Origin of the sequence: Bacillus sp. JJ1562, from assembly GCF_036962705.1 — a bacterium.
Taxonomy (GTDB): domain Bacteria; phylum Bacillota; class Bacilli; order Bacillales; family Bacillaceae_L; genus Ferdinandcohnia.
Map to the genome: position 1 here is coordinate 35,180 of NZ_JBALOQ010000068.1, position 12,596 is coordinate 47,775.

At 32.5% G+C, this 12,596-nt stretch carries 16 protein-coding genes; 5 read left to right on the top strand and 11 right to left on the bottom strand.

Features of this window, described 5'->3' with window-relative positions:
• Positions 1-13 precede the first annotated feature (13 nt).
• A complete protein-coding gene (locus V7097_RS25070) occupies positions 14-886 on the bottom strand; it encodes a hypothetical protein (protein WP_335706364.1) in 873 nt (290 codons plus the stop codon).
• Positions 887-1,013: 127 nt separating this feature from the next.
• Between V7097_RS25070 and V7097_RS25075 the strand changes: the two genes are divergently transcribed.
• Positions 1,014-1,898, top strand: a complete 885-nt coding sequence (locus V7097_RS25075) for an LLM class flavin-dependent oxidoreductase (RefSeq protein ID WP_335706365.1) — start codon at positions 1,014-1,016, stop codon at positions 1,896-1,898.
• Between the two features lie 127 nt (positions 1,899-2,025).
• On the opposite strand, the gene V7097_RS25080 is transcribed toward V7097_RS25075, so the two are convergent.
• Complete coding sequence (locus tag V7097_RS25080; RefSeq protein WP_335706366.1) at positions 2,026-2,175, bottom strand: hypothetical protein; 150 nt, start codon at positions 2,173-2,175, stop codon at positions 2,026-2,028.
• Between the two features lie 125 nt (positions 2,176-2,300).
• Between V7097_RS25080 and V7097_RS25085 the strand changes: the two genes are divergently transcribed.
• A complete protein-coding gene (locus tag V7097_RS25085) occupies positions 2,301-3,089 on the top strand; it encodes a class I SAM-dependent methyltransferase (protein WP_335706367.1) in 789 nt (262 codons plus the stop codon).
• A gap of 265 nt (positions 3,090-3,354) precedes the next feature.
• On the opposite strand, the gene V7097_RS25090 is transcribed toward V7097_RS25085, so the two are convergent.
• From V7097_RS25090 to V7097_RS25115, 6 genes are all read right to left on the bottom strand, one after another.
• The gene (locus tag V7097_RS25090; RefSeq protein WP_335706368.1) at positions 3,355-3,522 is read right to left on the bottom strand and encodes a hypothetical protein; all 168 of its coding nucleotides are present in this window, start codon (positions 3,520-3,522) and stop codon (positions 3,355-3,357) included.
• Between the two features lie 490 nt (positions 3,523-4,012).
• Positions 4,013-5,518, bottom strand: a complete 1,506-nt coding sequence (locus tag V7097_RS25095) for a recombinase family protein (protein ID WP_335706369.1) — start codon at positions 5,516-5,518, stop codon at positions 4,013-4,015.
• Positions 5,515-6,906 carry a recombinase family protein gene (locus V7097_RS25100; RefSeq protein WP_335706370.1) on the bottom strand — a complete coding sequence of 464 codons (1,392 nt, stop codon included), beginning with the start codon at positions 6,904-6,906 and terminating at the stop codon, positions 5,515-5,517. The genes V7097_RS25095 and V7097_RS25100 overlap by 4 nt, the downstream gene beginning before the upstream one ends.
• A complete protein-coding gene (locus V7097_RS25105) occupies positions 6,887-7,096 on the bottom strand; it encodes a hypothetical protein (protein WP_335706371.1) in 210 nt (69 codons plus the stop codon). Before V7097_RS25105 ends, V7097_RS25100 begins: the two co-directional genes overlap by 20 nt.
• A gap of 65 nt (positions 7,097-7,161) precedes the next feature.
• Positions 7,162-7,296, bottom strand: coding sequence for a hypothetical protein (locus V7097_RS25110; RefSeq protein ID WP_335706372.1), 135 nt, complete (start codon positions 7,294-7,296; stop codon positions 7,162-7,164).
• Positions 7,297-7,456: 160 nt separating this feature from the next.
• A complete protein-coding gene (locus V7097_RS25115; protein ID WP_335706373.1) occupies positions 7,457-7,615 on the bottom strand; it encodes a hypothetical protein in 159 nt (52 codons plus the stop codon).
• Between the two features lie 682 nt (positions 7,616-8,297).
• Here V7097_RS25115 and V7097_RS25120 point away from each other — a divergent pair.
• From V7097_RS25120 to V7097_RS26065, 3 genes are all read left to right on the top strand, one after another.
• Complete coding sequence (locus V7097_RS25120; RefSeq protein ID WP_335706374.1) at positions 8,298-8,450, top strand: hypothetical protein; 153 nt, start codon at positions 8,298-8,300, stop codon at positions 8,448-8,450.
• On the top strand, positions 8,451-10,043 hold the full coding sequence (locus tag V7097_RS25125; RefSeq protein WP_335706375.1) for a recombinase family protein: 1,593 nt from the start codon (positions 8,451-8,453) through the stop codon (positions 10,041-10,043).
• Positions 10,044-10,258: 215 nt separating this feature from the next.
• Positions 10,259-10,597, top strand: a complete 339-nt coding sequence (locus tag V7097_RS26065; protein WP_438824277.1) for a recombinase family protein — start codon at positions 10,259-10,261, stop codon at positions 10,595-10,597.
• A gap of 41 nt (positions 10,598-10,638) precedes the next feature.
• Here V7097_RS26065 and V7097_RS25130 read toward each other — a convergent pair whose 3' ends face one another.
• The 3 genes from V7097_RS25130 to V7097_RS25140 all read right to left on the bottom strand — a co-directional run bounded on the left by V7097_RS25130 (position 10,639) and on the right by V7097_RS25140 (position 12,181).
• The gene (locus V7097_RS25130) at positions 10,639-10,935 is read right to left on the bottom strand and encodes a sigma factor-like helix-turn-helix DNA-binding protein (protein WP_335706376.1); all 297 of its coding nucleotides are present in this window, start codon (positions 10,933-10,935) and stop codon (positions 10,639-10,641) included.
• A 292-nt stretch (positions 10,936-11,227) separates the two neighbouring features.
• A complete protein-coding gene (locus tag V7097_RS25135; RefSeq protein WP_335706377.1) occupies positions 11,228-11,887 on the bottom strand; it encodes a hypothetical protein in 660 nt (219 codons plus the stop codon).
• 99 nt (positions 11,888-11,986) lie between these two features.
• A complete protein-coding gene (locus tag V7097_RS25140) occupies positions 11,987-12,181 on the bottom strand; it encodes a hypothetical protein (RefSeq protein WP_335706378.1) in 195 nt (64 codons plus the stop codon).
• Positions 12,182-12,596 lie beyond the last annotated feature (415 nt).

Below are 12,596 nucleotides of genomic sequence, written 5' to 3' on the forward strand. Positions count from 1 at the left end.
TCACCTTAACTTTTTAGACATTACATACATTACAAGTTGGAACTTTCAAAACGTGATGAAATAAAGCTTTCTCGTTAGTGAAATCGTATTCAAACTGTTTGGAATAAGTAAGTGGTGTTTCATCGCTCAAGAACCGATTTAATTCATTAACAAATAGACCAGTTATTATATTTTTAGTTTCCTTCAACAAATCCAAATTTTCACTTTTAGCTTTATCTAAGTAGTCCCAATATACAAGAGTTTCATCGTAAAAAGGTGAAGCTGCCAGTATTCTTAAAGTTGTACATTTTAAACAACAATGTTCTTTAATATTAGGATTAACAAATGGCCCCATATAAAATTTATTTCCATCAACATAACCACTTAAGAGTGGAATGTTAAATTTATAACAAAGGTCATTAACCTTTTGATATAAACTATTACGGTAAGTACTAGTTAAAAGTAAAACAACATCAATATTAGTGTTTAACTTTTCCTCTATTCGTTCGCCATCATTGATACAGCTAATTTTTATTTCAGGATTTCTGTCTAAAATAATATCTTTACAAAAATCAGTTAAATTTTCGTCTCCTAAAATAAATAAATTATATTTCTTTTTATCAATAGAGGTAGAATTATTTATATCTAACAAGTCAAAAGAGCCTAGTTGTTTTAATAGATTTTGAACGGTTTTTTCTTGAACATTAAGATTATCACAGATTTCCTCTATACTATTTTCTCCATTAAAAGATGACAGAATCTTTCCTATTCTGCGATTATTATCCTTTAACTTAAAAAATGCTCTTTTTTCATTGACTATTAGCAAATTCTCGTCTTGGTAGGGAATCAAATGTGTAGACGGTTTTAATTTTGGTCTTACACCAATTTGAACTCCAGTGTTGTTCATATAAAAATTCCTCCTATTTTGTTTACTTTATTATAAATAAAAGGCAGTTAAACAAAGGTGTTAGTAGACACATTCTAAATATAATAGGAAGAGATATTATAAAAAAAACGGATAGGAGGGGTGTTTTATGGAAATTGGTCTTTATATTCCGTTATTAGAAGAGGAGCCGATTTCTTCTAAACAAATAGAAACTATAATTCATGCTGAGGAGGCAGGGGTATCGTCAGTATGGTCAAGAGACCTTTTATGTTTGTCAAACAAAATGGAAGATCGGGATCCTATGTATGAGTGCTTGACGTTACTAAGCTACCTTTCTGGGAAAACAAAAACTATAAAATTGGGTACCGCGGTTGTTTCACTACCTGTGAGAGATATTTTATTATTCGCCAAGCAAGCGTTAAGTATAGACTTTCTTTCAAATGGTAGGTTGTTATTAGGTGTTGGTACAGGTTATAGGTCCTATGAATACGAGTATTATAATATTCCCTATGACAAGAGATATGAGTTAACAGAATCCTCAATCGTAAACATAAAAAAGCTTTGGAGAGATAGTTATAATAGGGTTATTTACGATGATGGGATACTTCCAATAGAGCCCCGCCCTATTAACCCAAATGGACCAGCACTATTCATTGCTGGGAAGGGCATTCCACCAGAAAGAATTGCAAATTATGTAGACGGATGGATGATGCACAAAGCAGCATTTTTAGATATGAAACAATTCATTGATCACGTAAAAAAAGTCAGAGGTAAAAATGTTCGGACCGAAATTATTATGGATTTTCCAATAGCCTTAGAACATGATAAAAGAATACCTTTAGAAGAAGTCCCAGGGGTTCCCATTATATTACCAATAGATTCAGAGACCTTAGTAAAGACTTTACTACTACTTGAAAAAATGGGTATAACCCAAGTAATCTTCTCATTATATGGTAGTGTAAAAATAGAGGAACAAATTTCTATACTCCAAGATAGGGTTATTCCATATATTTCAAAACAAATACTAATATAAAATACTAAATTTCAACGCCACATTATCTATTAATAATAAAAAAATAAGAAAAACGAAGAAGTAAAGTACTCTCGTTTTTCTTATTTTTTAATTTTATAGAACAGGTCAATATCCCTTATTCTATAACTTATTTTTCCCATGTGAATGGGTTATGAACTAACGCGTGGTGACAATGTAATGAAATTGGTAAGGAATCTTCAAGAAGTTGAACAATTTCAGCTTCTTCAGCAGAAAGTTCTTCTTCTAGAATTGGCTCTAGATTTTTTTGCTTTTCCATATTCTCCCCTCCCTTCAAAATACTGGGATTGAATCCCTTGAACATAATATACAACAACCCAGATGCATAGGAAGGTGTTTTTGAGCACATAGAAAAAAAATTTAGAAAGAAAGGGTGAAATTTTGATGAATACAGTTTCGAACTCGAACACAGAAGAAATTAAAGCAATAAACAAAACCAGAATGAAAGCAAAATTATTTTTTTATGATTATCAACTAAAAAAAGGAGACGTTAAAGCTGGGGATACAGTACTTATTCTCTGTGGTGGTACTGGCCTTGAAATAAACAAATTATCTAAAATAGTTGGAAACAATGGTCGAGTGATTGTAGTAGATTATTCTGAAGAGATGGTTCATTTGATGAAATTACTGGTGAGGAAAATGGCACTCTCAAATGTAGAATTATTTCAAATGGATGTAACAAATTTAAATTTTTCAAAAGGTTCCTTTGATCACATTTTTTGTAATTTTTCTATGCAATATTTTAGTAATCAAGAGTCATTAATTAATAATTGGTCTGAGTTATTAAAAAATGGCGGAACAATTAATATCTTAGAGTGGTTAAAGCCAACTCCTGATATAATTTTTACTAACATTCAAAAACTAATAAGCGGACATGTACCTGAAATTAATGATAAAAAAGAAAATATAATAAATACATCGAATCTAAAAGTTAAACTTATCTTGGAAGAAGAAATAGCATACCCAATTGAATATAGTACTACAAAATCTTTTATTGATAATTTTAGTGTTAATCCTAATTTTCAACCACTACTAACGCGAATTTCACCAAAGAATCGCGAAAAAATATTAACCGAAGTTCAAGAATTAATACTAAAACATACTCAAGGAAATTATTTGAAACCATTTACAGAATACTCTAGGACTAGACTGAGATTATATAAGAACCTTTAATTACAATTTTAAAATACAAATATTACAATTTTCCCTTAAAGACCTTTTGCGCTATTGCTTTTTATTATTCGTTCTACTGGCTAATGTTGCAAATTCCTTTCTCTTTTTGTATGAATATATTGTGGGTAGGAGGGAAATGTTATAACCCCCTACCCCTTATTATACTTTTCCCCGCTAATGTATCCAAAATAAAGAAGTCCTCTTCGTAACTAATACAAGAAGAGGACTTCAATTCGATATTCATTCTATGATCAATTTTCTTTTCTTACTCTCTCTTTACCAAAAGCATAAGAGCTGTTTGCTCATGATAATTCATTTTCTGCTCTAGTTTTTTTATTAAGCGTTCATCCTTACAACCTGATAATATGGCTTTATTCATTGAAAAATGTAATCTATGCCATTTATACTTTGCATATCTATATATTTTTAGCATTGTTACTCTCCTTATTGCTTGTTTATTAATTAAAATATCCTCCGAAATTAGAAAGAACAGTCAGCATATATCCGACTGTCCAGAATACTGGAAGTGAGAATTTCTTGGGAATCATTCATTACTCAAACAAGAAAGAGCCCAAGTCTTTCTTTTTTCGCTTCCCACGAGGATAGTCAATAAGACTCATATTATTTAAATTTTTCTTCTTTAATTTTGTTATATATTTTCGGTAACTTGGGAATACAGTAAATAACAGGTTCGGTATCGTTCGAAGAAAAGTATCCTTTTTTTCTAACGTTACCGAAAAAATCTCCCTAAGCACGCTTGTTTACTAGGGTTTTCACGATTTTCACATAGTTCGTTCTTAGGACTATATTTTAATTTTCGGTAACATACGAATTACATACTTATCTATTTCGGTAATGTACGAAGCAGTTAAATAGTAAAAAAATTAACCTGACTAACTTTCGTCAGTCAAGTCAACATTGTCTTATCCGATTTGGTCGAGATACTCTTCTAAACCCGCAAAAGGCGTAAGGGTGTATTTAATGAACTTATACGTTTTCTCTTTAAAGTCAATCTTTACTTCTTTAAAGTATACCAATGCCAGAGTCCTTAGTTCTGCATCACACAAATTTGATTGGTTTATCCGTGCTAATTTAGAGAAGGTAACCTCTAAACTCTGATCTTCAATTAATAGCTTTACTAGTTCTGCAAAGCGGTTTGTGTTGTGTATATCTCTTTTCAATCTTGAAATGGCAGTGGAGATAATAAAGTCCCATTCCGAACTTTTAACTAAGTCTGGACTCTCTTGAATTTGCTCCAAGTTAAAGTTTGAATTAGTAAGCTTAGCCTTAAGGTCTTGCAGATGTTTTAGAATTAATTCTTCTCGCTTTTTGAATGTCTTTTGAACCTGCTCTTTAATACTACTTGCCTTCATGGAAATACTTTGTCCAAGATGTTTAAATAATTCCTCATGAACTTCCTGGACAGTAACCTTGCAATTACATCCTTTACAGATGTAATAACGATATTCTTTCAACTTTGTAGAATAATCTTTCGTATGCAGTTGCTTTTGGCAGTTTGAGCAATAAAGTAAGTTCCGAAATACAAAAGGCGTGTCATTATTTCCGCCGTTCTTTTTATGGATTTCTATTGTTTGATGAGCTAGGTGCCATAGTAACGGATTGACAATCGGTTCATGATTATTAAGGATTAAATCATACTCACCGCGTTGTTTTTTCCGACTGCTATTCCTACTTTCATTGATATTCCAAGGCAGGTGCCCCAAATAAGAGTCATTATTCAGAATATATTCTATAGTTTTACCGGTCCACTTTTTCCCACGAGGTGAAAGTATTCCATATTCATTCAGGAGTTTTAAGATTTTGTTCTGACTATGCCCCCATGAAGTTAGGAAGAAGATCAATATAACAATTCTTGCCTGTTCATTTACAACTACTAAGTTACCTGTTCCGTCAAGATTATATCCAAAAGGTGCATCTGCTCCTGGTCTTTCCTCTCTATTCAATTTAGTGATTTGAGCTGATTTTGCCCTTTGGGATTTCTTAACAGACTCTTGTGATGCATTAACAAAATTTATTATTGATGTAATATCACTCGGATTCCATTCTCCAGGTGAACTTGTTGAAAAAAATTTGAAGTATGGTTTTGCATCGATAATGGTATTATAGATTTCTAGCTTGAAGTCTTCGAACTGCCGTGAGACCCTTGACTCATCATAAAAGAAAATTGCTTTGATGTTTAAGCTATTATCCAACGCTTTTGATAACAATTTTTGCATAACTTTTCTTTGTAGAGTCCTTTTCTTATATGCACTTTGTGATGGCTCTTCAATAAACTCTACAATGTGATACCCTTCTTGTTTAGCCCTTAGAATAATTTCCTGCTTTTGCGTTTCGAAGGACAAATTATCCTTTTGTCTAATATCAGATGTTCTAACTGTAGCTAAGGCAGGGTCAGTTTTATTTGTCATATGATACTCACCTCCTTAGAATCAAAGAAATCGTCAAAGTATAAGGTTACTTGAACGTAATCCACATTTATCTCTATGCCTGCTATCATAAGATCGACCAACTCGCTTAGTTCTTCTAAAGACAAACTATTTTGAAGTGAATACTTTACATACTTAGCAATTCTTTTAACTTCGTCTGTCAGCACTGTTAACTTCTTTAACTTGTCCTCCACTAAGAATAATTCCTCTTTCTTCTTTACAATCTGTTGCACAGGTTTGTTTATTAAAATAGGGTCCGTATAAGGAGTAAGGTTCGCGCACACGTTAACACACAATTCTTCAACCTTCTCAGATAGAAAAGTGTGCTCTCCCTTTAACACTTTCTCTTGCTTAGTAATGTTTTTTCGGCATACGTTCTCTAACTTTTCAACATCCATCTTTTTTATTATCTTTTCCACTGTTTGTTTAAGTGTAATGTCAACATCTTCACTACTTATTCGAATCTTTCTATGCTTTTGACAAATGTATTCACCAAATTTTCCAATCCGCCCCTTTTTAAATACCATTTGCTCACCACACTTACCACACGTAGGAATAATAAAGGACTCTCTCAAGGAGTTCCTGACAACATCCTCATACGCTTGTCCATATTTCCTTAACACTACTTGCACCTTTTGGAACAAAGAAAGGGAGATAATAGCATCCACATGCGGTAGCTCAAAATATTCGCCATCTATCGTCCTTCCATGTGCAGAAAAAAAAGCAGTGTTTAAAATACCAACTATTCGCTTAGGATCCCTGTTTAGAATCTTACAATAGCGTATGACTATATCTATCAATGTTTCTAATGAACTTGTCTTAGAAACTTCTTCGAAAAGTTGCCTTATATGCTTCGACACATCTTTATCAGCCTTATATGTCCTTGAATTTTTGTCTTTCTTATATCCTATTAGGCTCTGTGGATAGCGACTTCTTACATCATGAAGTCTCGTATTTATCTTTTGCCCCTCCATCTGAGCAAATAATCCATACCAAGTTTCCTGAACAATATCTTTGGAGAACGGTGCGGCTCCTTCAGCTGTAAAAATCAACTCAACATCATATTTGTAGCATAACTTCACAATGTAAACATATTCATATACGTCACGAGCAAATCGATCTCGGTCGTAAACAAATATCTTTTTCAACCTTCCTCCCTGGATTAACTTCAGTAACCTTCTAAGTGCTGGCCTTTCATCCATCTTAAGTTTCGTAGCAGAAACATCATAATCCTTAAATTGCATCACTTGTTCTACTCCAAACTTTTTAAGATATTCCTTATTTGCATCTATTTGCATTTGTAAGTCTTGATTACCAGTAGAAACACGGAGATATTCCGCAAGAAAGTCCTTAATTAGAAACATCGTCATAAAAGTCCTCCACATTAGTATTTTCATCTTCAAATTCCGTAAGAGACTCGGACAGAAGGATACTGGTTAAACGAGGATCAGCTTCTAAAAGCTGTTCTAGTAAGATTCTTTCAATTATCCTGTATAACCAGATTGAAGATTCCTTCTGTTTATCATAGGAATAGCTTACATTAACAATTTTCTTCTTCATCACACTTACCTCCATTCGATTTTTTCCATTATCGACTGGAGTTTAGTAATTTATTCCCTTAGGCTCTAAAAATCAGATTTAAAGCTAATCTCTAGCTGCAGTGCATTGGTTCCTTTTTGCTTCCTGCTATCGGAACGTGGGACAATTACAGTAAACGTTTTATGTCCTGGGATCTTATACTCTTTTAAAATCTCATTCACATCTTATTCCCCCTGATAATAAAGTCGTATATCTTTAAGATTTCGGTAGAGATGTAATAGTTTACAGCTACTGACTTTAACTGTTTACCTTTGACCTTGCCATTCATTTTCTCTTTTTGTGACATCTTATTCCTCACCCCTTAGTAGAGTAATAGTTATATTAGTTCATATTCCTAAATTGATGTGATTGAAGCTTTAGAAAGAAAAGGTGTTTTTTACTGTACTGTCTTGTTATATGTTTCTTGTTTTCGATTCTATTTAATATAGGTCGAAAGAACACATCACCTTGTTCTAAGTCATTGATATTCCTCTGTTTCATCATGTTTCCCCCTTCAACAAGAGATATAAAAAACCCACAAACAAGAAAAACGGACGCACGTATCCCTAGAAGTAACCCTACCTAAATTGGTAGCGTTAGATCCTCGAGTACGGTGCTTCCGTCATCTCTATGTTTGTGGGTTTTCCCATAATTATTTTTATTTAGTTTGTTGTATGAAAAAGTATAACTTCTACGAAAACAACTATAAAGCTAACAATATATAATTGTCAACCCCCAATTCAAAACTTGTTGTTTCGGACCTAATCATTTGGAAAAGAAAATTTACCCAACTTCCATCGTCTTATTTTAATTTTAAAATTTTATAGATTAAAGGTATTGACACACAAACATTAGTTTGCAACAATACAGAAAGTAACAAAAGCTAATTCAAGTGAATTAATACTTTTAGATTAAACTTCAAATTATCTTTTTACAAAACTAAATATAAATCAAATGGGTAAATAAGCCCCGCAGATTGACGGAGGAAGAACCACGCAATCAAAGCAATAAGGTAGTTCATTATAAACTATCTTATCCTTTGGGAGTAGTGTGTCTTTTTTCACATCTGCGGGGCTTTTTCTTTTGATTAAACAAGGAGGAGGTATAAAAATGTCTTTAATCTGTTAAACAATAAACCTACCATTTACCACATCAAAAAGACTATTACTAGGGGGAAACATAAGTGAAAGTAGACAGAGTTTATACAAAAGGCAAAGTATCTTTTATGGATATATTGGATCCTTACATCGATTTAAAAATTGAGGAATTAATTACTTCTTCAAATAGAAAACAAAACACCGGTAGATCTCAAATTGAATTAAAGGAGTTGATATAGTTGAATCAGCAAGTTTATTCAAGAGAAAACTTTAATGTAATAAACCAACAGAAGATTGAAAATGATCTAGATGAAATTGTTAGTAATGTAAAAAAGAATCGAATTAGTATTCGAATGAAATGCGCAATTTACATTCGGGTTTCAACAGATAAAGAAGAACAAAAGGCTTCGTTAAAGTATCAAAAGGAATTGTTTCAAAGATACGTTCAGGAACAAGGATGGGAAATCTACGATATTTATGTAGATGTCCAAACTGGAACTACTGCAAAAAGAAAAAATCTTCAAAAGATGATTCAGGATGCACAGGAAAAGAAGTTTGATATCATCTTAGCTAAAGAACTCTCTCGTCTAGCTCGAAATGGAGAATTATCCTATAAGATTAAGAATCTATGTGAGAATCAAGGAATCCATATTATCACTTTAGATAATGCAATTAATACATTGACAGGTAACACAAACATGTTTGGCTTGTACGCCTGGATGTATGAACAAGAATCACAAAATACTAGTAATCGTGTTAAAGAGACTTTACGAACTAGAGCAAAAAATGGTCTTTTCAAAGGTTCTAACCCTCCATATGGATATGAGGTTCGAGAGGGAAAACTTTATGTTAGAGATGATGACACTCCCAAAATTGTTCGTAGAATTTTCAAAGAATATTTAGAAGGCAGCGGTAGGGAAAGCATAGCCAGGCGTTTATATAAAGAGGACATCCCTACTCCTGCAGAAGTAGCTGGAAAGAAAAATGCAGGAGTTATTTGGAATGAATCAACAATAAGGCTCATTCTCACAAATCCTCATTACGTAGGTGATTTAGTACAAGGTCGGACAACAACAATAAGTGTTACAAGCAAAAATCGAAAGAACATCGAAAAAGAGGATATGATTGTCAAAAAAAACACACATCAAGCAATCATTCCAAGAGATGTTTTCAATGCTGTCCAGCAACAAATGGAGGTAAGAACTAAATACATTACTGCTCCAAAGCAACATCTTTTTACAAATGTTCTATATTGTGCTGACTGCGGTAAGGGAATGTGGTATAGGAGTAATCGAAAGGGTTACATATGTGGCAATTATGCTAGACATGGACGTAAAGCTTGTAGTAGCCATACTGTGAAAGAAGATTTTCTAAAAAACACGATTTTGTCCGATATTAAAGGTCTAGTGGAAGAAATTAATAAGGATCTGTATATTAAAAAACTAGAGAAAAAGACTAGTAAATCTAAAATTGGCCTTCAAAACAAAATCGACAAAATCTCTAAACAAATTGCTATTCTAAAGAGACGCAAGCAAAAAATTATTACTCTTTTGGCTGATGGCCTTATCTCAGAGGAAGATTATCGTGAAAATGTAGAATCTAACAACTCTGAAGTTGAGGAATTAATTCGGAAGAAAAACGAGTTGATTTCAATATTTGAAAGTGAACAAGTTGTGCCTAACGCAGAGAAATTAAAAAAAGAGCTATTAAGCTTTCTTAGCTTCGATGTGTTAACTCCAGAATTATTACACCGATTAATCGAACGAATTTTTGTAAAGGAAGACGGTAGCATCAAAATTCACTATCGATTCTCTACCACATCATCTGAATAGAGATTAGGGTGAGTATCAATTTTAGGTAACTAATTAAAGGAGTTATATTCACTCTATTTAATTGATCTATAGGCTAATCTTAGGGAGGAAATTATGGAAAATAACAAAAAGACAGTCGTTTATGCCAGAACCGCTTCAAAAAAACAAAATATTGATTTACAACTTGTGGCTGCTGAACCCTTTTTAAGAGGGATTCATGAAGAAATAAATTAATCATTGCTGATTCTGTAACGCCTAGATCAGCTCAACCAAAGGGTCTTCAACAATTACTTGAATTAATCAAAAGTGATCAAGTCGATACATTAATAGTATTTCAACGTGATCGTCTAACACGCAGTTTTGATGAGTATTTAAAAATGTTAAAACTAATCTACCAACATGAAATTAAGATTGTATTTACAGCGAGGGAGTACGCCCCTTTCAATCATGACCTAAACACCGGTATTATTTCTGAGAGTTTATTCTTATTGAATATTGAAATGGAAAGAACTATCATGTCCAATCGTATAAAGGCTGCTTTGAAAAAAAACAATCTTAAAAAGACCTTGATATGAAAGATTTTGACAGAACGCAATTAATAAGGCTTAGAGTAATTTTATCTCCAAGCCTTGTTTTTTTTATTGTTACCAAACGCCAAAGAAAGTTCTTTCGCAAGAATACTTTCTGCTCTATAGATTATCTGCCTTACACGCTCTGGAGAAATATTCAAAATTACACCAACTGGTTTTAATTTGGAGCATTCTTCTTTATCGACACCATATATTTCATTTAGAACTATCTGCATTCTTTCAGGTAAAACATTTCTAATTGTTTTATAAATACTCACAAAACGTTTGTAGTCCTCAGAATCCTTATCTTTAAATAAAGCATAATACGGCTTTTGTTTATACATTTTCGGCTTAAAATTTGGACTTTTCGTCTAATCAATCATATCTAGAAAAAAAACTACATCTTCAATTGTTATCTTTATATCTTGCAATCTTCAATCACCTCTATATTTTTTAAATACAAGCATACAAAAAAGACAACGCGCGGCTGTCCATTTATAAAAAATCTAAATGCATTTCTGTCAAATCATAAGGCTTGCTATATTGAGCAAAAGACCAAAATATCACACATCCGATTGACACTGTGCTTTCTTGCCAAAATCACTTTTGGAATACTAGCTGCTATTTGTTAAATGATTATTCCTCTTCTATCCACTTTTTTATTTCAGAATCAGCTTTAACAATCGACTCAATGGTGTCGTAAAGCTCCGGTACTTGCACCTTTGATCTAAATTCGCATTCTTTTTTAATCTTAATTACCAAATCAACATCAATTTCTAATGTTTTAGCAATTTCATTAACGGACCACTCAGGCTTATTTTTAAAATTTTTTCTTATTACATCAACTTTTCCTTCGCTTCTAGCACTGTTTAATCGGAGAGCTTGGTCCGATATATTTTTCTTATGCATTTCTTTATGACTTTTATCTTCTTCCTCAACTATCATTAAATACTTTTCAATTAGATCTCGTGGAATTACATCAAGGCTTTTCCTAGCCCCAAGGTTAAACGAAATAAGCTTTATAACTTTCTGTAGTTCCTCATCGGAATATAAAAGTTTACCTTTACGTGGCATTTCCCATGCCCCTTCAGGTAAATAATATTTTGTAGTTTCATAATCAAGTAATTGTGGCTCAAATTTTATATTTAATTCGGGTGCATTTCTATTCCATTCCCATTCCTGAAGAAAAATTTCTCGTAGTTGTTCTTCTGTGTAATCAGAATTTTTAATGAGTTCGTGTTCATCATGCAATTTTCGACGAAAGTATTTTTCAAACTCCTGCTCATCTTTGTTCATTCACATTCACCTATCCATTATTAATTTATAAAGATAAATTTAGATTGTTAATACAAACAATCAACAATACAAAAAAAAGTCCTCCCATTTGAAGTTACTTTATTGGGAAGGTTTCTTTATCATATTCACAATCCTTTCGATTTTTTCTACATCGAACCTTGTTTCTTTTGAAATTACTTCTATTTCCTTACCTTCATTTCGCATTTCAAGAACTTTTACAATCCGGTCGAAAGTTTCTCTTCTTATTTTTTCATCACGCTCACGATAAAATTTTGAAAAAGGTGAACCACCCATTTCAACAACCTCCTAAATAGTTTTTTAATTACTCTTAAAGTTTTTCCCAAGATTCTATGATACCTTTTTATAATGGCTCTGTTAAAGTTTATTGTTGATATTAATAATAAAATGGAACTTCCACAAATTAGGAAGTTCCATTTTATAATATTGGCTTATTCAACTAACGCACCCGTTACTTTAAGTACATTTTTTCACAATCTCTGAAATAAAAAAAGAATAATGTGTAAATAGAAACCTACAACATTCCCCAGAATAAATAGATTTCATTGGTAAGTATGCGAATAATCAAACCTATGGTAATCACCTTAATTATTTGTTTAGGAGACTGATATAAAACAAAAACCGTTGCTATGAAGAGTAGCAATTCAAGAATATATTTAATGTAAAAATACCAGACTCCAAAGCCAAAAGC